At 74.3% G+C, this 20,009-nt stretch carries 17 protein-coding genes; 11 read left to right on the plus strand and 6 right to left on the minus strand.

From position 1 onward, the window contains the following. Nucleotides 1–42: 42 nt before the first annotated feature. The 5 genes from ACFWVC_RS33405 to ACFWVC_RS33425 are packed head-to-tail and all read left to right on the plus strand — an operon-like array spanning nucleotide 43 to nucleotide 9,615. Nucleotides 43–2,673, plus strand: a complete 2,631-nt coding sequence (locus ACFWVC_RS33405) for a dynamin family protein (RefSeq protein WP_384296476.1) — start codon at nucleotides 43–45, stop codon at nucleotides 2,671–2,673. Next, on the plus strand, nucleotides 2,670–6,053 hold the full coding sequence (locus ACFWVC_RS33410) for a hypothetical protein (protein WP_384296478.1): 3,384 nt from the start codon (nucleotides 2,670–2,672) through the stop codon (nucleotides 6,051–6,053). Before ACFWVC_RS33405 ends, ACFWVC_RS33410 begins: the two co-directional genes overlap by 4 nt. Before the next feature lie 55 nt (nucleotides 6,054–6,108). After that, nucleotides 6,109–7,506: a hypothetical protein gene (locus ACFWVC_RS33415; protein ID WP_384296480.1), complete on the plus strand. Its 1,398-nt coding sequence runs from the start codon at nucleotides 6,109–6,111 to the stop codon at nucleotides 7,504–7,506. 1 nt (nucleotide 7,507) lies between these two features. Then, complete coding sequence (locus ACFWVC_RS33420) at nucleotides 7,508–8,494, plus strand: hypothetical protein (protein WP_384296482.1); 987 nt, start codon at nucleotides 7,508–7,510, stop codon at nucleotides 8,492–8,494. Further along, nucleotides 8,467–9,615, plus strand: a complete 1,149-nt coding sequence (locus ACFWVC_RS33425; RefSeq protein ID WP_384296484.1) for a protein phosphatase 2C domain-containing protein — start codon at nucleotides 8,467–8,469, stop codon at nucleotides 9,613–9,615. The genes ACFWVC_RS33420 and ACFWVC_RS33425 overlap by 28 nt, the downstream gene beginning before the upstream one ends. An 18-nt stretch (nucleotides 9,616–9,633) precedes the next feature. Here the strand turns inward: ACFWVC_RS33425 and ACFWVC_RS33430 are convergent, their stop codons facing one another. Together ACFWVC_RS33430 and ACFWVC_RS33435 are read right to left on the minus strand one after the other, a co-directional pair. Then, nucleotides 9,634–11,571, minus strand: a complete 1,938-nt coding sequence (locus ACFWVC_RS33430; RefSeq protein WP_384296532.1) for a hypothetical protein — start codon at nucleotides 11,569–11,571, stop codon at nucleotides 9,634–9,636. Nucleotides 11,572–11,651: 80 nt separating this feature from the next. Further along, entirely contained in the window at nucleotides 11,652–12,104 is a 453-nt protein-coding gene (locus ACFWVC_RS33435; RefSeq protein WP_384296486.1) for a MarR family winged helix-turn-helix transcriptional regulator, read from the minus strand. 95 nt (nucleotides 12,105–12,199) lie between these two features. Here ACFWVC_RS33435 and ACFWVC_RS33440 point away from each other — a divergent pair, with 95 nt between their 5' ends. Then, nucleotides 12,200–12,574 carry a cupin domain-containing protein gene (locus ACFWVC_RS33440; RefSeq protein ID WP_384296488.1) on the plus strand — a complete coding sequence of 125 codons (375 nt, stop codon included), beginning with the start codon at nucleotides 12,200–12,202 and terminating at the stop codon, nucleotides 12,572–12,574. Nucleotides 12,575–12,613: 39 nt separating this feature from the next. Here ACFWVC_RS33440 and ACFWVC_RS33445 read toward each other — a convergent pair whose 3' ends face one another. Together ACFWVC_RS33445 and ACFWVC_RS33450 are read right to left on the minus strand one after the other, a co-directional pair. After that, complete coding sequence (locus ACFWVC_RS33445; protein WP_384296490.1) at nucleotides 12,614–13,207, minus strand: histidine phosphatase family protein; 594 nt, start codon at nucleotides 13,205–13,207, stop codon at nucleotides 12,614–12,616. After that, nucleotides 13,207–13,611 (minus strand): VOC family protein, encoded by a 405-nt coding sequence (locus tag ACFWVC_RS33450; RefSeq protein ID WP_384296492.1) that lies wholly within the window; start codon nucleotides 13,609–13,611, stop codon nucleotides 13,207–13,209. The genes ACFWVC_RS33445 and ACFWVC_RS33450 overlap by 1 nt, the downstream gene beginning before the upstream one ends. A 158-nt stretch (nucleotides 13,612–13,769) precedes the next feature. Here ACFWVC_RS33450 and ACFWVC_RS33455 point away from each other — a divergent pair, with 158 nt between their 5' ends. The 3 genes from ACFWVC_RS33455 to ACFWVC_RS33465 are packed head-to-tail and all read left to right on the plus strand — an operon-like array spanning nucleotide 13,770 to nucleotide 14,999. Beyond that, nucleotides 13,770–14,612: an MBL fold metallo-hydrolase gene (locus ACFWVC_RS33455; protein WP_384296494.1), complete on the plus strand. Its 843-nt coding sequence runs from the start codon at nucleotides 13,770–13,772 to the stop codon at nucleotides 14,610–14,612. 16 nt (nucleotides 14,613–14,628) lie between these two features. Next, on the plus strand, nucleotides 14,629–14,823 hold the full coding sequence (locus tag ACFWVC_RS33460) for a hypothetical protein (protein WP_384296496.1): 195 nt from the start codon (nucleotides 14,629–14,631) through the stop codon (nucleotides 14,821–14,823). Next, the gene (locus ACFWVC_RS33465; RefSeq protein WP_384296498.1) at nucleotides 14,775–14,999 is read left to right on the plus strand and encodes a hypothetical protein; all 225 of its coding nucleotides are present in this window, start codon (nucleotides 14,775–14,777) and stop codon (nucleotides 14,997–14,999) included. The genes ACFWVC_RS33460 and ACFWVC_RS33465 overlap by 49 nt, the downstream gene beginning before the upstream one ends. A 217-nt stretch (nucleotides 15,000–15,216) precedes the next feature. Here ACFWVC_RS33465 and ACFWVC_RS33470 read toward each other — a convergent pair whose 3' ends face one another. Then, a complete protein-coding gene (locus tag ACFWVC_RS33470) occupies nucleotides 15,217–16,311 on the minus strand; it encodes a bile acid:sodium symporter family protein (RefSeq protein ID WP_384296500.1) in 1,095 nt (364 codons plus the stop codon). A gap of 123 nt (nucleotides 16,312–16,434) precedes the next feature. Between ACFWVC_RS33470 and ACFWVC_RS33475 the strand changes: the two genes are divergently transcribed. Further along, a complete protein-coding gene (locus ACFWVC_RS33475; RefSeq protein WP_384296502.1) occupies nucleotides 16,435–17,289 on the plus strand; it encodes a LysR substrate-binding domain-containing protein in 855 nt (284 codons plus the stop codon). On the opposite strand, the gene ACFWVC_RS33480 is transcribed toward ACFWVC_RS33475, so the two are convergent. Next, entirely contained in the window at nucleotides 17,267–18,244 is a 978-nt protein-coding gene (locus ACFWVC_RS33480) for an Lrp/AsnC family transcriptional regulator (RefSeq protein ID WP_384296504.1), read from the minus strand. The two genes, ACFWVC_RS33475 and ACFWVC_RS33480, sit on opposite strands and share 23 nt — an antisense overlap. 124 nt (nucleotides 18,245–18,368) lie before the next feature. On the opposite strand from ACFWVC_RS33480, the gene ACFWVC_RS33485 reads away from it, so the two are divergent. After that, nucleotides 18,369–19,898 carry an MFS transporter gene (locus tag ACFWVC_RS33485; protein ID WP_384296507.1) on the plus strand — a complete coding sequence of 510 codons (1,530 nt, stop codon included), beginning with the start codon at nucleotides 18,369–18,371 and terminating at the stop codon, nucleotides 19,896–19,898. Nucleotides 19,899–20,009: the final 111 nt, after the last annotated feature.

Consider the following 20,009-nt stretch of genomic DNA (forward strand, 5'->3'; position numbering starts at 1 on the left):
CCGGGACTCCGGCGCCGCGCACGACCGTTGAGGAGACCGCAGGTGACATGGGACGACCCGGCACAGGCGCTGCGATTCGTCCGGGAGGTCCGCCAGGCCGTCAGGGACTGGCCGGACATCCCCGACGACGCCGTGGACGACTTCACCAACGCCGGACAGCAGACGAACGAGTTGGAGACCGTCGCCGCCACCCCGGTGACCATCGGCGTGGTGGGTGAGTTCACCGCCGGCAAGTCCAGCGTGATCGGCGCGATCCTGGGCAGACCCGATCTCCTCCCGGTCGCCCGCCGGGCCGCCACGGCCCAGGTCACCGCGCTGCGGCTGCGCCCCGGGCCGGACGGCGTCCCCACGGCCCTGGCCCCCGGGGCGTCCCTGGAACTGCTGAGCCCGGCGGAGCTGGTGGCCTGCCTGACCTACATGGCCGAGAAGCTGACGGACGATCTGAGGCGGTCCAAGCCCGCCGTCGACCGCCGTCCCGTGCAGGAGTTCCTGGCGGCCCTCACCACTCCCGGCGGCTCCGCGTCCGCGGTGCCCGCCTGGCGGGATCCGCGGACCTGGCAGCGGTTCGACACCTGGGCCCGCGGCGCGCTGTGGTCCGGGCCGGAGGACAACGAGCAGATACGCGGCCGGGTCCGCGAACTGCACGCGCTGAGCGAGGCCGTGCTGAGTGCCGAACCGGCGCTCTTCGGCACCGCGGTCGACCTCCCGACCGAGAACGCGCTGGGGCTGGCCGACATGGGGCGCCCCGAGGAGCCCGGCGCCCCGTATCCGGGCCGCTCCCCCGCGCGGGAACGCCTGGACGCGGCGGTGCTGGCCGGCGTCCTGAGGTCGGACGCCAAGGACCCGCAGAAGGACATCGAACGGCGCAGGCTGGTCTCCCCCCTCATCCGCAGGATCAATCTGGACGTCTCCGTCCGTCCCGGCACCTGGGCGCCCGTCGAGTCCGACGACGGCGGAGCGGTGCTGCTGGACTTCCCCGGCCTGGGGGCGGCCGGCCGGCGGGACGACTACCTGTGCCTGTCGCAGCTCAAGAACGTCGAGACGATCCTGGTGGTGGCACGCGGCGACATCATGGGCTCCGACCTGGCCGCGAGCTTCTACGGGATGATGGAGGCCCAGCGGCCCGACCAGGCGGCGCTGCGCGACTCCATCCTCGTCGCCTTCAACAAGTGGGACTGCGCCGACGTCCCGGTCCTGCCAGACGACGTCCCCGCGACCGGCGAGGCGGTCACCGAGCACTCCGACGACCTGCACTCCCTGCGCACCGACGCAGCCAAGCTGCTGTTCCAGCGGCGCGACCGGATGCAGCCGTTCTCCGTGTTCACCGCCCTGACCACCGAGGGCACCGGACTCGACTGCACCCTGCGGGACCTGACCTCGCCGAGCGAGGAGGACATCACCACGCTCGGCCGCAAGCGCCTGGCCTGGGGCCGGCTCGCCGGACGCATCGCCGCCGTCGATCCCGGCCACCACTGGGTGGACCAGCTCGGCGAGTACGCCCGTGACGGCGGGCTGCTGGCGCTCCGCGGCATGCTGGCCCGCCACATCGAGGAGCACGGCGCCCGGCTCAAGCGGCAGACCATCAAGGAGCAGTTCCTGCGCACCCACCGGGCCTGGCGCACCGTGGACGTGCGCGCCGGCGCCCGGGGCGTCGCCGCCGGCAGCCCGGAACACGCCCGGATCATCCAGCGGTTCGAGCAGTTGCGCACCGCGGCGGAACGGCTGATGACGGGTCTGCACGAGCTGCGCAACCCGGCCAAGGCCCGCCGGGACGGCGGCGCTTCGGTGCTGGCACGGCTGGAGGAACGCGCCGTCGCCCAGGTCTTCACCTGGCCGCTGTGGGGCGAGCTGTACGCGACCCTCCAGGACGGCGTGGTCGCCAAGGCCCCCAAGGCGGACCCGGAGGACGTCCCGGAGTGGGTCTACGCCCTGCCGGAGGAGGAGCGGCACGAGTTCCTGGACAACCTCAAGGGCCGTACCCGGGAGCGTCAGGCGGACACCACGGCCGCCTTCCACGAGCAGTACGAGAAGACCGTGCGCTCGCTGTACGACGACGCGTTCGAGCAGCTGACCCTGTGGGCGGCGTCGTGGGCCGCCGAACAGGACGAGGCGTTCGGGGAGTCCGGGGCGTGGCTCGCCGAGGAGGAGACCGCCGTACGGCTGGAGGGCCTGTTCGGCGAGCTGCCGGACCGGGCCGTGCCGCCGTCCTTCCGGGTGACCCAGCTCAAGGTGCTGGCCCGCACCTCCGCGCTCGCCTCGGCCGCCGAACGGGGCGCCCGGCGGCGGGCCGAGGCACGCACCGAGGGCGCCATCGGCGGTTTCCCCCAACTGGAGGGCCACGTCCTGCCGTGGAGCCACGAGTACGAGGACGATCCCTCTCCCGAGCGGCGGAACGCCGAGAGCAGCCAGTACACCGTCGCCCTGTTCCGCGACCGGCTGGTCGCCTCGGTGTACGAGCAGACGGCCGCCGCGTTCGCCGACATGCTCGCGGCGGCCCTGGCCCAGATGATCGGCATGGTCCAGGAGAACGCCAAAGCCGTGCCCGACTCGCTCCAGGTGGCACAGATGATCAGCGCGGCCGCCCGCGGCGGCGACGCGAAGGACGAGGAGCAGGAGAACGGCGCCCGGCAGTCGCTGCGTACCGTCCTGCGCCGTTGGGAGGCCGGGAAATGAGCATCCTGCAGATCACCTTCGAACCGGTGCCCGGGCTGGGCGGCACCGACCAGGCGTTCACCAGCGTCGAGCAGGAGGGCCGCTATCCCCTGCCCGCGGTGGCGCTGGACTCCGTCAACGCCATGCTGGGCTACCCGCGGGACCTGACCGTGGTCCAGACCGGCGGCGGCCCCGCGCCGTTGCGCCAGTGGCTGGAGAACAACTGGGTCTGCGGCGCCTTCACGGGCAAGCACCCGGTCTACGGGCGCCAGGTGGTGATCCCGGCCTTCAGCATCCCCGCGGAGGTGGTGCGGCCGGCCGGCACGCCCGCAGGCGACGTCCGCGTCACCGTCGGCTGGAAGCTGGCGTTCCGTGACGAGAAAAGCGCCCCTGGCGAGGACTTCGCCTCCGTTGAGCTCACCTTCAGCACCGAGGACGGACCGCCCGCCGCGGCGCCGCTGCTGGAGGGCATTCCGCGGCACGTGGGGGACCGTCCGGTCTTCGTCCACTTCGCCTCCGTGGACTTCGGCAACACCAGCTCGACCGCGACCCTCTACAACGGCGAGGAGAACACCACCTGGCGCATCGACCCCGACCAGGGCCGCGCGCTCGCCGTCGAACTGGCGGCCACGCTGCGCCGGGACGCCGGGCACACGTCGCCCCCGAGCTGGTCGAAGTCGGCGGACGAGATCGCGGCGGAGGTCCTGTCCGACCGGCCAGGGGACGAACGCACCTGCGCCCACCTGGTCGATCTGCTCACCGTCGGAGGCGAGGGCCCGGACCGCCGGCTCATCGAGCGCACGGCCCAGGAGCTGGAGCGACTGGCCCGCACCGCGGACCACGGCGACTGGCTGGTGCCGCGCCTCTTCCGCGCCTACAACCGCGCCTTCCGCGTGCCGCCCCTGAAGCGGCTCGGCCTGGAGCGGATCAACTTCGGGGAGACCACGGACACCTACGAGGTGCCCAGCGCGCTCAACGTCAGGAACGGCGCCCTGCACCTGTCCGACCAGCACTCCGGATCGCTGCGCGGACTCAAGCGGATGCTGCGGCGCCCCACGCGGGTTGCCGTGCCGCGGCTCGGCGACGGAGTCGCCCACCACTCCGACGACCTCATCGCGCTGGCCTTCGTCCGCCTGATCGAGGCCGCCGAGACCAGGACACGTCATCCGCAGACCCAGGAGCCCCGGCACCTCACCGAGATCGTCGTCACCTATCCGACGACCACGGCACCGGACGTGCAGCGGCGGCTGGAGAACCTGCTGCAGTCGAAGGCGGGCCTGAGCCAGGTCTTCGTCAGCTACGACGAGGGGGTCGCGGCCGGACTGTTCTTCGTGCTGCGGGACTTCTCCGGGAACACCGGTTCCGGCGTGGAGGCCCTGCGCGCCGCGGCCCGTCCCGTCCCCGGGACGCCGTGGCCGACCTGGCAGCAGACGATGCTGGTCATCGACATCGGCGGCGGCACCACCGACATCGCCCTGCTCGGGCTCACGCTCACCGACTACAGCGGTGAGCTGACCGCGCAGGAGGCCAGGACGCGCGGACGTCGCTACGAGCTGCGCCCGGAGGTGCTCGGCTCCACCGGGCACCCGGACCTCGGCGGCGACTACCTCACCCTGAGGGTGTACTACCTGCTCAAGGCCACGCTCATCGACCGCCTGGTGCGGCAGGCGTACGAGGCCCAGGAGGCGGGCCCCGGCCAGGCGGGCGGCTCGCAGGGATCCGAGACCTACCGGCATCTGCTGGACCTGATCCCCGAGTCGCTGCTGACCGGCTCCGCGGGCCCGCCCAGCCTGGCGGCGGCCGTGCTCGCCCATCTGTCCGGCTCGGAACTGCCCAAGAGGCTGGCCCCGGAGAGCGTCAGGTCCGCGCTGGCCAATGTGCTGCCGACCGGGTGGGAACGGGGGGACACCCGGGAGAACCCGGTCTTCTACGCCCTGTGGGCGGCGGCGGAGGACGCCAAGATCCATCTGGGCAGGGAGGGCGCCGACTCCTGGCGCGCGCTGCGCCCCGACGTGATCAAGTGGCTCTCCGGACTGACCGGCGACGGCTCGGGTCCCGATGTACTCGACCTGGTCGAGCAGATCGACGACCCGGAGGTACTCACCCTGGGCAAAGCGCAGTTCGACCGGCTCGCGACACCCGTCTTCCGGGAGGCCGCCACCATCGCGGTGGAGCTCGTCCAGAGCCGTTTCGCCCTCGACGACTCCCTCGCGCTGGACCGCATCATCCTCTCCGGGCGCAGCACCTCCATGCCGGTCGCCCGGGAGTCCGTCGCCGACGAGATCGCTCCGCGCAGCCTCCCCAACGACAAGCCGCTGTTCCGCAACCCGGCCGCCATCGAGGTGGAGGCTCCCTTCGCCAAGCAGGCGACCTCGATCGGCGCGGCCTGGGCGCACGCCCGCAGCCGCGCCACCCGGCACCAGTGGGCCGACGGTGCCGGCGGCGCGCCGCGGACGAGTTCGGTGGACATCGTGGTGGGCGACATCTGCCCCACCCTCCCCTGCGACTTCAGCCTCGTGGACGCCAACAACGACCTGGAGAAGGTCTTCACCGTCGGCACCCCGTACGAGTCGCTCGAGGGCGAGCGGCTGGCCGTGCGCTCGCGCTGGCGCGCGCCGAGTCCGGTGCTCGACCTGCACCGGCCGCTCAACGGGCGGGTCAGCATGAGCTGGGGGTCCTTCTCGGTGCTGCGCACCGCCCTGGCCGAGGACGTGCAGCTGGACGAGGACCTGTGGTGGGGCCGGCTGTCGGAGGGCGTCAAGCCCGGCATCCGCATGCAGTTGGAGATCGACGAGCGCCTGGAACCGCGCATCCACTTCTGCCACGGCCGCCGGGCGCACCTCGTGGTCGGCACGGCCGACGGCCGGGTGGCCGGGCTCAGCGGCACCCGGCACGCGGCGTTCGGCGCCGACGGCCACCTCACCGCCCTGCTCGGCACCGTCCGGCTGTACGGGGTCAACCGCCAGGGTGAGCGGACCGAGGCCGTCGAGGTCGTCCGGCCCTGGCAGGACGACGGCGGGCCGCTCGCCGAGCGGCTGCCCGAGACCTTCCACGCGGACCACGACCGCAGCGCCCCGGGCGAGGCGTTGCCGGGGCTGCTGGTCCCGTTCCCGCCGCTCGCCGGTTCCGGCGAGTACGTGATCGAGGTGGTGGACGAGGACGGGGAGGCGCACACGCTCGGCAGCGTCCCCGCGCCGGCCGGCCGGCGGTCCGGTACCGAGCACTTCCTCAGCCTCGACAGCCGCGGGCGGCTGCGGGTGCACGGCGGCCGGCCCCCGTATCTGACGTTCAAGACCATCCGCGCGGTGCAGGAGCACCCCGGGGCGGTCTACACCACGCCCATGCGCCAGGACCTGGAAAGCCTCTACCCCGACTGGAACCCCTTCAGTGGCGAACACTGAACCGCTGTCGCGAGCGGACGCCGGACGGGCGGCCGACCCAAGGAAGGCGGTCCGCATGCCGGACGACTCCGCAGACGCAGTACGCCGGGCGGCGCAGCACCTCGCCGACGTCTTGACGGCGCTGGAGCACGAGGAGGACGAGAGGAACGCGCTGGCCTGGCTGCACGGCGCCGTCCGGAGTCTGCACGACGTCTGCGGCGGCACGGACCCGGCGGACCCCGCCCGCCGCATCGCCCTGGTGAAGCTCGGCCGCCGGCTCGACGACCTCCAACTGGCGGTCCTGGAGCACCAGTACGGCAGGACGGCCGCTCCCGAGGAGCAGCCCTCCGCGTCGGCGGCCGGGGAACGGCCGGCGAAGGTGTCGCCCGCGCCGGCCGCCACCCCGGGGGCACCCGCCGACCCGGCACCGCGGGCCCCCGCCCCGTCGCGCGCGCCGGGACGGGGCGCGTCCCGCGCCGCGGTGCCCGCCGAGCTGAGGATGCTGACCGAGGCCTGGTGGCCCGAGGCGCCCGGTGAGGAGCGGCGGCCCGCCCGGTTCCACCCGGAACTCCCGGGCCTCCACCCGAAGGTGGCCAAGGAACGGCTCAGGAACGCCGGCACCCCGGAAGGGCTGGCGCGGGGACTGCGGCTGGACGCGCTCCGGGTGAACCCGGGCGACGAGGCGTCGCCGCTGCGGGACCTGGAGAAGGCGCTCGGCACCCGTTCCCCGGCGGACGCGCTGCTGCCCGGCTGCGGCGACGTGCTCCAGGCCGTCGCGATCCCCGGCAGTGGGCAGGCGGGCGACTTGCTGCCGTCGCTGTGGCCCGAGCTGATCGCGCTGGTGGCCCCGGCGGCCGATCCGCAGGACGCCTCGCCACCCCACACGGAGAGCACCGAGGAGACCGGGGCGCTGGGCAGGATCGTGGCGGGCGCGGTGGAACTCGTCACGGTCGTCGACGAGAGCATCCGCACCGGATGCGGCAGCCTGGCGCTCATCGACCAGCCGGCGGGGGACCAAGGGGTCCGGCAACTGGACGAACAGCGCGTCAGGAGCTGGAAGAAGCGCTTGTACCAATGCCTGCGCACGCTGCGCCGTCAGTCGCCCGGCCGTGCCGCGGGTCCCGGCCGGGAGGCCCATGTCGAGGCCCTGGTCCAGCTCGACGAAGTCCTCGCCCAGATCGTGCCCGACCCCGTGCCACCGCGTGACAGCTGGTGGGAGAGGCGACGGCGCGAGGCCGTCGAGCAGGCGGGCATCCTGCTGAAGGCCGAAGGCGCCGAGCAGCGCGGCGGCTTCGCCAACTACCAGACCAAGGAGAACCTGGACAGTCTCGTCCAGGACTCGATCACGGTGTACGGGCGGGGCGACACCGCGGAGGTCCTGTGGTGGATCCGGCTGCCGTATGTGATCACCCGTCAGGACGCGGCCGTGCTCCGGCCGGGACGGGTGATCTGGACCCCGCGCGGGCACGGCTGACGTGCCCGCCCCGCTCCGGCACCGGCCGCAACCCCCGCCGCCGTCCTGGGCCGCCGGTGTGGCCCTGGTCCTCGGCGCCACCCCGACCGGGGAGCGGGCCGGACTCCGGCCGGCGCTCGCCCGGGACGTCGGACGCGATCCGGCCTCCGCGGCCGCCCTGGGCCACCGGATCGCCCTGGTGCGCGCGGACGTGCTGCCCGCAGGCTTCCACGAGGTGCTGAACGCGCTGCTCGGCGCGGCCGCGACGGCGCTGCCCGCGCACCGGGCAGGACCGCTCGTACGCCATGAACTGCTGGACGCACCCGTGGGTCCCGCGGCCCTCGGCGGGGCGGCGCGGGCCGCGGAACGCGTCGTACGGCAGGCGCACGCCGTGCTGATGGCGGTGGAGTACGAGGCGCTGGAGTCGGCCGCGCGCGGACCGGGGTCCGGCACGCGGCTCGGGGCGCGGCCCCGGGCCCTGCGCGGCATCCTCCCGACGGCCCTGGCCGCCGTGGGCGGGGACCGCACGGCGGTGGTGGTCCTGGGCGCGGACGCGCTGGGGCCGGGCGCGCGGGCGCGGTCGCGGGAGTGGTCGGCCGCGGCGGCCCGACGCGCCCTCGGCGAGGCGGCCGCGCACCTCACCGTGGTGCCCGTGCTCCCCGGCCACGCGGCGGCGGCCGCGACCGCGCGCGAGCGCACCGCCGCGGGCCTGACCGAGCTCGCCGACCGGGTGCTGCACCCGTGGACCGCCTCGGCCGACGTCACGGTGCGCGGGCTGTCGGGGCAGCGCTACGCCGCCGCCCTGCGCTCCGCGCGTCAGGGCTTCACCCGCGCGGCCGGTCCCGTCCCGGACGTCTCCCCGCCGGATGCCGCGCGTCTGCTCGACCCGTCCTACGCGGCGGAGTTGCGCACCCGCTTCCTCGCCGCGTCCTGCGCCCCGCTCACCGCCCTCGCGCTCCGCGCACTCCAGGAGGAACCACGGTGGAAACCCTCGTCTACGTCGTCCTGAGCGTGTCCCTCGCCGGCAACGCGCTGCTGCTGTGGGCGCTGCGCCGCCGCCGTTCCCCCGTGGAGGTGCCGGGGCCGGAACGCATGGTCAGGGTCGAGGTCCCCGGACCCGAGCGGATCGTCCGCGTCGACGTCCCCGGCCCCGAACGCGTCGTCCAGGTCCCGGGGCCGGAACGCATGGTCAAGGTCGAGGTCCCCGGACCCGAGCGGATCGTCCGCGTCGAGGTCCCCGGCCCCGAACGCGTCGTACGGGCGGGCCCCGCGCCGGAGTTCGGCGCGGGACCGTTCCCGCCCGCCGTGCCCGGCGGGCTCGCGCTGGGGCGGGACGGCGTGCACGACACCGTGGTCGACGGCGCCGACCTCGGCTCGCTCCATGTACGGGGCGGCTCCCTGCGGGGCGGTCGCCACCGCGCCGACCAGCGCTTCCGGCGCGACGCCTTCCTGACCCGGACGCTCCCGGAGTTCCCCCGTCCCACGCTGCTGTCGGCGGTCTCCGCGGGCAATCCGCTGGGCCTGTGGTCACGGACCGCGGCCGAGTTGCTGTGCGAGTCCCTCGGCACGCAACTCGACGCCTTCGCCAAGCCGTTGGACACCGCGCTGACGGAAGGGACGGAAGGGGAGTCCTCGGACGCGGTGACCGATCTGCTGCGCACGGTCCTGCGCGGCACGGCGAGCAGCCTGGAACGGCTCGGCCACCGGCATCAGGCGGACACCAGGGATGTGTCGGCGGACGTGCTGGCGGTGCTCTCCCCGCTCGGTGAGACCTCCGTCCGCCGTCACCTCGTCCTCGGCACCGGCGCCGGCGTGGCGCTCCTCCTGCGCGACGGGGCCTGGCACCCGGTGCTGGAACTCGCCCCGGACACCGCCTGGCCGGCCGGCCGGGCTCTGCCCGCGGGATGCGAACTGCGCCATCAGTCCGTGCACACGCGACCGGGCGACGTGCTGGTGCTCTGCACCGGCGCGACCGCGGAGCTGATCCGGCGGCCGGAGGTCGCGAAGCACCTCGCCGACGCCTGGGCCCCTGGCTCCCCCGATCTCCTCGGGTTCCTGCAGCAGGCCGGCTTCCGGACGGCCGGCGCCGACACCGACCGCACACTGGTGTGCCTGTGGGAGGCCGTCTGACGACCGGGAGCCGTCGGCTCAGCGGCCTTGCAGGTGCAGCGTGGGCTCCCCGGCGCGGTCACCCGAGGGCGGGCCGACCACGGCGGTGAACTCCCGTGTCCCCACGACGAGATCGGGGCCCGCCCGGCCGAAGGACGGGGTGAACGGCTCGGCGGCGGTGGCGGCCGGGCCGTAGCGGACGGCGAACAGGTGGAGGTCGTCCGGGCCGTTGCGGACGGCGGGAGCCTCGACGGCGGTGGTGGCGGCGATGTGACGCCAGCCCTCGTCGGGGTTGCCGAAGCCGCGGGGGTCGGCGGCGAGACGGAAGGCCGCCTGCTCCTGGGTGAGGTCGATCGTGGTGGCGCTGCTGAAGTAGGCGGCGCCGTCCGTGCCGGGGAAGTCCGGCGTGGTGAGGCGGAGCCCGGCCGCGCCCGCGACGGCCATGCCGCCGAGGACGAGCGCGCCGTCGGTCGTGTGCCGCAGGCCCTTCGCGGCGAAGTCGACGCCGGCGGCGTGCCGGAGCTTGGCGAGGCGGTCGCCGTGGGCGGTGGCGTACGGGAGGCCGGCCAGCAGATAGGGCGCGCCAGGGCGGCGGTCGACGGCGACGACGAGCCAGAGGCGCGTGCCGTCGGTGACGTACAGGGACCGGGTGTGGACCAGGTCCCCGCCCCGGGTGACCACGGGCTTGGTGACCAGTTTCGCCGCGAGGCCGGGCGCGGCGGTGACGTCCCGCACGCGCACGCGGCCGAACGGCCGGGTGAGCAGGAAGCCGTCCTCGACGGGGCCGATGCCGTGCCGGCGGTCGACGGCGGCGGGCAGCAGCACCGTGCGCCCCGCCTCGACGACGGCGGGCGTGAGGCGGTCGTCGAAGGAGACGCTGACGCCCTCGTGGCGCAACTGGTGCCGCGCCGCCCCCTCGCGCGGGGTGCGGTGCCAGCGCGCGGGGTCCTGGGTCTGCCAGACCAGCATGAAGGCGAAGTGCCCGTCGAGGGCGCCGTCGGGGCCCGCGGCGTGCCGGGCCCAGCGGGTGTCGCCGAGGTAGCGGCCGAGGTCGCAGCCGACGCGGCGGCTGAAGTGGCGCAGCCCCAGGACGGCTTCGAAGCCGCAGTGCTGCTCGCTGTAGCGGGGGCCGCCGACGTCGTAGCCGCAGGAGGAGAGCCGGGCGTCGATGTAGCGGGCGATCTCGTCGCCGTCCTCCAGGAAGACCTCTTCGCCGCTGATCCGGTGGGCCTGGGCGAGGAAGGACAGTGAGATCGGGCCGTAGTTGTTGTCGTAGGCGCCGCCGTGCTCCGCGGGCAGCAGCGCGCCCCGGTCGGGGAGGCGGCGGGCGCGCACCTCCCGCCCGTACAGCTCCATGGCGGTGGCCCGTACCGCCGCACCGTCCGCCGGGGGCAGGTGGCGGGCGAGCATGAGGCCGCCCACGACGCAGCCGATGGCCTGGTTGGTGGCGTCCTGGGGGTTGAACCAGGTGATCTCGGTGAGCCGGCGCCAGTAGCCGCGCGCCAGCCCGGTGAGGGCGGCGCGGTGCGCGGCGCCGAGCAGCCCGTCGGCGGCGTCGAGGAGGTTGACGGCCTGGAGCAGCGCCCACACGGTGCTGGGCCAGTCCCCGAGGGGGTGCTCGCCGTCGCCGAGGGAGTAACGGGCGTACGGCACACCGGAGTCACGGACCCGCAGGTTGGGGTAGCCCGGGTTGTCGTGGACGTAGACGCGCTCGCGCAGATGGAAGTCGAGACTGCGGCGGACCGGCTCGGCAAGGTGCTCCAGGCCGCCGCCGGATCGCCGGAAGGCCAGCGCCAGCAGCGAGGTGACGCCCAGTGAGGTGTCGCCGACGTCGAGGACGCAGCCGGGGCGCTCCAGATTGCCGTCCGGAGTGATCCGGGCGAGCGCCTCCTCGGCGACGCGCGCGAGCACGGCGTCGTAGGCGTCCGCGTCGTCGGGCAGATCGTGCAGGGCGCCGCGCTGGTAGGTGAGATACACCGGTTCGGCCTCGGGTGCTGCTGCCACGGGTGCGAGCGTACGCCCGGGAGCCGCGGCGCACCGCGCGCCGCGGCCGGGGATCACCAGGCGGGCCGGACCGGGCCGCCCGGGGCGACGCGGGCGAGGTCCTCGGCCAGCGCGCGCAGACGGGCACGGCCGAGGGAGGAGGTCCAGGGGCGGACGGCCTCGGCGGCGGCGGCCTCGGCGGCGCGGGTGCAGGCGTGGCCCCGGTCGGTGAGGACCACGAGCCGGGCGCGGGCGTCGTCGGGGTGCGGGCGGCGCTCGGCGTAGCCCTTGGCGACGAGTTCGTCGACGAGCTGACCGGCGCCCTGACGGGTCACCCCGAGGTGCGCGGCGAGCTCGGTGACGGTGGCGCCGCCCGCGGCCATGCGGGCGAAGGCGAAGCCGTGGGCGGGGCGCAGGTCGGTGAAGCCGCGGGCGACGACACCGTCGTGGATGGCGGCGGTGAGGGCGCCCGCGGCCGCCAGGAGGTTGACGCCCAGGGCCGTGGCCAGGGCCTCTTCGTCGTTCATGGGAATCACCTTGACACAGTGCGCAAGCAGCTTGAGCATATGGGCAAGAAACTTGCGCAAGCCACTTGCCCATATGTACCTCGTGAGGAGTCCCCATGCCCGTCGTCCGCGCCTCCGACGCCCTCGTGCACGACCTGCACGGCGTCCGCTTCGTCTCGTACGCCGCGACCGCCACCGGCAGCCGCGAGATCTGCGCCTGGCGCGGCGAGGTGCCGCCGCGCACCGCCGGTCCCGCGCACGTCATCAGCCGGGAGGAGGTCTTCCTGGTGCTCGGCGGCACGCCCCGGCTGTCGCTGGACGGCGAGCGCCACGACCTCTCACCCGGCGACGTGGCCATCGCGCCCGCCGGATGCTCCCTGGTCCTGGAGAACCCTGCGGACGAGCCCGCCGCGCTGTGGGTGACCACGAGCACCGGCCTGGAGGCGGCCCTGGCCGACGGGTCGCGGCTCAGCCCGCCGTGGGCGCGCTGAGCCGGGAGCACCGTCCGGGCGAGGCGGGCGGGCCTGGCCTCACTGCATGTGCGCGGTGTCGTTCCAGAAGATGATCGCGGGGTCGCCGTACTCCCAGCCGAGGACGGAGAGCGAGGCGGGCGCCAGGCTCAGCACCATGCCCCGCATCGGGTCCAGGCGCAGCCACCGGGCGGCGAGGGTGCGCAGGAAGTGGCCGTGGGCGAAGACCACGGCGTCGCTGTCCTCCGACTTGGCCCAGGCCACGACCTCGTCGGCGCGGTTGGCGACCTGCCAGGAGGTCTCGCCGCCGACGACGCCGTCGCGCCAGATCACCCAGCCCGGCCGCTCCTCGCGGATCTCCGGCGAGGTCCGGCCCTCGTACTCCCCGTAATCCCACTCCCGCAGGGCGTCCCAGGGCTCCGCGCGGTCGCCGAAGCCGGCCAGCTCGCAGGTCTCGCGGGCGCGCTGCAAGGGGCTGGTGCGGACCCGGGCGCCGGGGAAGTCGTGCCAGGGCGCGCGGGCGAGGCGCTTGCCGAGCAGGCGCGCGGCCTCGCGCCCTTCCTCGGTGAGCGGGATGTCGGTACGGCCGGTGTGCTGGCCGCTCTTGGACCACTCTGTCTGTCCGTGCCGGACGAGGACGAGGCGCGGGGCCATCAGGAAGCCACCTCCTTGTGGACGGCTTCGATGTTGTTGCCGTCGGGATCGCTGACGAAAGCGCAGTAGGCGCGGTATTCGGGCCAGTGCCGGGGGCCGTGCCGCGAGGTCCCCCCGGCGGCGACCGCGGCGGAGTGGAAGGCGTCGACGGCCGCCCGGTCGGGCGCGGCGAACGCGATGTGGGCGCCGCGGGTGGGCTGCCCGTCGGCCCGCTCCAGGGCGAACGAGGGGGTGTCGCGGTCCGGGTGCCAGTACTCGGCGACACCGTCGGTCTCATAGCCGATCACCACGCCGAGCGGCGCCAACGCGGCCGTGTAGAAGGCCCGGCCGGCCTCGTGGTCCGCGGCGAAGACGCCGATATGGTGGAAGAACGATTCCGCCGAGCCCTCTGAGGTCACGGTCATAGTGTCCCTCCCGACCGGGCGGACGCACAAAACGACGCCCGGCACCCGGGGGGCGGCGGCCGGCTCCCGGGGCGGCCGGATCAGGGTGGTCGTGACCACCGCGGAGGGGGCGCGTACGCTGCCGGTCGCCGAGCCGTCGCAGAGGAACGAGGAGCCGGATGACGCCCGCGACACAGCCCCTGGACGTGCGGTGGATCCACGGGTCGCCGTCCGCGAAGCACAACACCGACCCCGACATCCAGGTGTTCGCGTACGCCGAGGACACCGTCGTGCTGCGCCAGAACAAGGCGGTCCACTACGAAGCGCCCTTCCTCTTCCTGCTCTTCGGGCAGGAGCGCGCGGTGCTGATCGACACCGGGGCCACGGAGTCCGCCGCGCACTTCCCGCTGCGCCGGGTCGTGGACGAGCTGGTCGACGCGTGGCTGTCCCGCCATCCCCGGGAGGGGTACGGGCTGCTGGTGCTGCACACGCACGCGCACGGCGACCACGTCGCGGGCGACGGGCAGTTCGCGGACCGCCCGGACACCGTCGTCGTCCCGGCCGGCCGCGACAGCGCGTGGGCCTTCTTCGGCTTCGACGCGGACCCGGACCGGGTCGCCCGGGTCGACCTCGGCGGCCGGGTCCTGGAGTGCCTGGCGACCCCCGGCCACCACGAGGCCGCCGTCACCTACTACGACCCCCGCACCGGCTTCCTGCTCACCGGCGACACGGTGTATCCGGGCCGGCTGTACATCGCCGACTGGGCCGCCTTCGGACGCACCGTCGACCGGCTCATCGCCTTCGCCGCGGAACGGCCGGTCAGCCACGTGCTGGGCTGCCACATCGAGATGAGCCGCGAGCCCGGCGTGGACTACCCCGTGCGCACCACCTACCAGCCGGACGAACCGCCCCTGGAGATGACGGCCGGTCAGCTGATCGAGATCCGGCGGGCGATCGACGAGATCGGCGACCGCCCCGGCCGCCACCCCTATCCCGGCTTCGTGATCTGCCGGCAGGACTAGCCAGTAGGCCCAGGACATGCACACCGTCGCCGTGACCCTGACCGTTCTGCTGCTGCTCGAGGTCGTCCCCTCGGTCGTCGCCCAGCCGGCCCGGGCCCGCCCGGGTCTGGAACGCCTCGACGAACTCACCCGCCTCGGCGTGCTCCAGGGCCGGCACCCCCGGTGCCGGTCCTGCTCGGCACGCTGCACGCGCTCGGCGCCGCGGCCGTGATCGCGGGTCTGTGGCGGCCCGTCCTCGGCGTCGCCGGGGCCGCACTGGAGGCAGCGATCTTCGGCTGGACGCTCCACCGCCAGGTCCGGGCCGGCGACCGGGGACGCGCGCTCGGCGCCTACCTGCTCCTCCTCGCGATGGCCCTGGCCGTGCTGGTGGTGAACGCGCTGCGCTAGGGCGTGTCGTCAAATTGACGCCGTCCGCCCGAAGGGCGGGCCCCGCGGTGTCTGGTGCGGTGCATCGCAAGGCGGAGAGTCGGCAGTCGTCCTCGTAGTTGGCTACTCGGACGATTCGACAACGCAGCGTGGGGGCACCCCCAGCCGAAGGCTGGGGGAGTGCCGTGCCTGGGGGCACCTCCCAGCGGAGCTGGGGGAGGGAATTTGACGGCAGGGCCTAGGCCCTGTCGTCGCCGCGTGCCGGCGCGGAGGCGCTGCGCACCAGGACGCCGCGCGTGACGCCTTCGCCGCGTACGGTCGCGGCAGGCACGGCGGGCGCGGCAGGCGCCCCGGCCGCCGCGGCCTCCGCCTGCCGTCCCCAGCGCTTGGCGATGACGGCGCAGACCATGAGCTGCATCTGGTGGAAGAGCATCAGCGGGAGCACCGCGAGACCGGCCTGCGCGCCGAACAGCACGGTCGCCATGGGCAGTCCGGCGGCGAGGCTCTTCTTCGACCCGGCGAAGACGATGGTGATCCGGTCCGCCCGGCCGAAGCCGAGCCGCCGCGCCCCGTACGAGGTCAGCCCCAGCATCGCGGCCAGCAGCAGGGCCTCCGCCAGCAGCAGCCCGAGCAGCCGCAGCGGGGTCACCAGGTGCCAGATGCCACCGACCACGCCCTCGCTGAAGGCGGTGTAGACGACCAGCAGGATCGAGCCGCGGTCGACCAGCCCGAGCACCTTCTTGTGCCGCAGGACGAAACCGCCGATCCACCGGCGCAGCAGCTGCCCGGCCACGAAGGGCACGAGCAGCTGCACCAGGATCCCGAGCACCGAGTCCATCGAGAAGCCCGCGCCCCTGCCGTGGAGCAGCACCGCCGCGAGCAGCGGGGTCAGCACGAGTCCGGCGAGGCTGGAGAAGGAGCCGGCGCAGATGGCCGCCGCGACATTGCCGCGCGCGATGGAGGTGAAGGCGATCGAGGACTGGATGGTGGAGGGCACCAGGCACAGGAAGAGCAAGCCGGTCCACAGCTGCGGCGTGAGCAGGTACGGCACCAGGCCGCGGGCCGCCAGCCCGAGGACGGGGAACAGGACGAACGTGCAGGCCAGCACCGTCACATGAAGCCGCCAGTGACGCAGTCCGTCCATCGCCTCACGGGTGGACAGCCGCACCCCGTACAGGAAGAAGAGCAGCGCCACGGCCGCGGTGGACGCCCCTCCCGCCACGGGCGCGGCCGCGCCCCGTGCGGGCAGCAGGGCCGCCAGCAGGACGGTGCCGAGCAGCGCCGCGATGTAGGGGTCCAGGGGGAGCCAGGACGGGTAACGCAGGCGGCGCATGGACTTCCTCATCGGTGCACGGACGTGACCTTCCCAGCATGCCCGTTGCACCGGCGATCGTAAATGGCAGTGACCGTGCTGACTGCCATCACGTTTCGCGATCAGCGCCGCTACGCTGGCGGCATGTTCGATCCGGTGCAGCTGCGGACCTTCGTCACGGTCGCGGGGACCCTGAGCTTCACGCAGGCCGCCCGGCGGCTGGGCCTGCGCCAGTCGACCGTCAGCCAGCACGTGCGGAAGCTGGAGGAGGAGGCGGGACGGCAGTTCTTCGCGCGGGACACACACAGCGTGGAGCTGACCGAGGACGGCGAGGCCATGCTGGGCTTCGCGCGCACGATCCTGGAGGCCAACGAGCGGGCGGCGGGCTGGTTCGCGGGCACCCGGCTGCGCGGGCGGCTGCGCCTGGGCGCCTCGGAGGACTTCGTCCAGACCCGGCTGCCGGAGATCCTGGAGGGCTTCCGGCGCGACCATCCGGAGGTCGACCTGGAGCTGACGGTCGAGCTGTCGGCCACCTTGCACCGGCGGCTGGCCGCGGGGCGGCTGGACCTGGTGCTCGGCAAGCGCGCGGCCGGCGACACGCACGGCGAACTGGTGTGGCGGGACCGGCTGGTGTGGGTGGCCGGGGAGCGGTTCCGGCTCGACGCGCAGCGGCCGGTGCCGCTGATCCTCTACCCGGCCCCGGCGATCACCCGGGCACGGGCGCTGGAGGTCATGGAACGGCACGCCCGGTCCTGGCGGATCGCGTGCACCAGCGGCTCGCTGAGCGGACTGGTCGCCGCGGCCCGCGCGGGGCTCGGGGTGATGGCGCACGCCGAAGGGCTCGTACCGCCCGGCCTGGTGCGGGTGCCGGCCCGCGCGGGCCTGCCCGAACTCGGCGGGGTGGACTTCGTGCTGCTGCACGGCGCCCGGCGGCCCGCGGCTCGCGAGGCGGCGGACGCGCTGGCGGCGGCGATCCTCAGTGGATCCCTTCGGTCGTGATCTGCTTCACCAGGCGCAGCGAGGGCACGGTCTCCACGTGCCGGACGCCCTCCAGGGCGCCGACCTGCTCGCTCAGGTAGCGGTACATCTCGGCGGCGTCCCGGCAGATGACCACCGCGACGAGGTTGGACGAGCCGGTGGTCGCCGCGACGTAGGCGGTCTGCCGATGGGCGGCCAGCGCCGTGCCGACGGAGTGGAGCGCGGAGGGGGCCGCGGTGATCCAGAACAGCGCCCGGGTGTCGTGGCCGGTCCACGCCGTGTCCAGCTGTACGTCGGTGTAGAGCACGCCCGAGCCGCGCAACTGCTCCAGCCGGCGCTTGACCGCGGACTCCGACAGCCCGGTGGCCCGGTGCAGTTCGGGGTAGCTCGCGCGCCCGTCACGCGCGAGGGCGGCGAACAGGGCCTCGTCGGCGGCGTCGAGGACGACGGTGCCGGACTCCGGGGGCTCGGACGGGGGCAGTCGCAGGGCGTCGGCCTCCTGCTCGGTGAGCGCGTCCCGCTTGGTGAACCACCCCATCGCGCCGCCGTAGAAGGTGTGCAGGATGCTGTGGGCGCCGATCTCCACGATGCTCGGGGTGCGCGGCAACCGTCCCAGCACCAGCGCGTCGTGCTCGCCGTGGCTGCGGGGCCGGGTGATGCACATGACCTCGGTGCCGCCGGACATCAGCGAGATCCACGCGGTGTCCTCGCGCCGGGCCAGTGCCTTGGCCAGCGACTCGGCGGCCTCCGGCGTGCTGCGCAGGCGCAGCGCCCAGCGCGTCCTGCCGAGCAGTTCCTGCTCGGGCAGGCCCAGTACGCGCATCCCGAAGTCGGCGTACAGGCGGCGGTAGCGGCGCGCCACGGTCTGGTCGGAGACGCCCAGCACGTCGGCGATCCGGCTGAAGGGGGCGCGGCCGTCGAGCTGCAGGGCGTGCAGCAACCGCAGGTCGAGCTCGTCGAGCGTGTGGGAATCCATCACCCTCCCCTTCGTCATGTCGGAATCCGGCGCATCCCGGCTTGTGGCTGGAAGAACCGGGCCACCCTTCGCGATGGTACGGAAGAACGGTCTTGACGAACACCTACGGAGAACAGGGAAGACGATGCGCAAATGGGGACCGCTGGTCGCGGTCTGTCTCGGCACCTTCATGCTGCTGATCGACGTGACGATCGTGATCGTCGCACTGCCGGACATCGCGGACGCGCTGAACGCCTCGCTGTCCGACCTCCAGTGGATGATCGACATATACGCGCTGGCCCTGGCCGCCCTCCTGCTGGGCGCCGGCTCGGCGGCCGACGTGATCGGCCGGCGCCGGATGTACGTGGCGGGGACCGCGCTGTTCGCCGCCGCGTCGCTCGCCTGCGGCCTGGCTCCGGGAGCGGGCTGGCTGGTGGCGATGCGCGCCGTGCAGGGGGTGGGGGCGACCGCGATGTTCGCCACCACGATCTCGCTGCTCGGCGCGGCCTACCAGGGGCGTGACCGCTCGGTGGCGCTCGGCGTGTGGGGCGCGGTCAGCGGCGCGGCGGCCGCGCTGGGCCCGGTGCTGGGCGGCCTGCTGACGCAGGCACTGGACTGGCGGTGGATCTTCTTCGTCAACCTTCCGGTGAGCGTCGTCGCCATCGCGATGACGCTGCGCGTGGTCGGCGAGTCGAAGGGCCACGGCGGCGCGCGGATCGACTGGCCGGGCACGGCGTCCTTCACCGGCTTCGCGGGACTCACCACCTTCGCGGTGATCCGCGCCGACGAGGCCGGTTGGGCCTCGGCGCGCACGGCGGCGACCTTCGCCGGCGCGGCGGCGGCACTGGCCGTCTTCGTCCTGGTGGAGCGGCGTTCCGCACACCCGATGCTGGACCTCGCGCTGTTCCGGGACCGCTCCTTCACCGCCGTCATGGTCGGGGCTTTCGCGCTCGCGGGCACGGCGTTCGGCGTCCTGGCCTACACCTCGCTGTGGTTGCAGACCCTGCTGGGGCTGAGCCCGGTGCGCGGCGGACTGGTGCTGATCCCCCTGGCGCTGGCGGCCTTCGTGGCCTCGGCGCTGGGCGGCCGGCTCCTGCACGGCGCGCCGTACCGGCTGGTGATCGGCGGCGGGCTGGTGCTGATCGGCGCCGGGGCGCTGGCGCAGGCGGTGCTGGACGCGGACTCCGGGTGGGCCTCGCTGACCGTGGGCCTGGTCGTGGCCGGGCTCGGCGTGGGCCTGGTCAACCCGGCGATCGCGGGTGCGGCGCTGGCCTCCGTGCCGGCCCGGCGGGCGGGCATGGCGGGCGGCGCGGTCAACACCTTCCGCCAACTCGGCTACGCGCTGGCGGTCGCCGTCTTCGGCACGCTGCTCACCGGCCGCATGGAGCACTCGCTGCGCGACTCGGGCGTGCCCGACCCGCACGCCACCGCCCGGGTGCTCGCGGGCGGCGGGGCACGGGAACTGCTGGCCCGGGTGCCCGAGGCGCGGCGCGCCGCCACCGACCACGCGCTGCACGCCGCCTTCGCCTCCGGGCTGAACGCGGCCGCCCTGACGGCCGGGGCGGCGGGACTGGTCGCGGGCGCGGTCGTGCTCGTCCTCGTACGGTCGAAGCCGCAGGCGACAGCGCCGGAACCGGAGGTTCCGGAGCCGGTGGCCGCTGTAGAGCGAGGGTGATCCCCGCGAGTGGATTTGGTGCAGATCCGGGCGGGGTCCGCTCCGCCCGGGCGCGCCCTTCCGGACTCATGTTCCTTGCGGTAACAGGGAATCCGCTCGTCACCGGGGTGC

It is taken from the genome of Streptomyces sp. NPDC058691, from assembly GCF_042714775.1.
GTDB lineage: Bacteria > Actinomycetota > Actinomycetes > Streptomycetales > Streptomycetaceae > Actinacidiphila.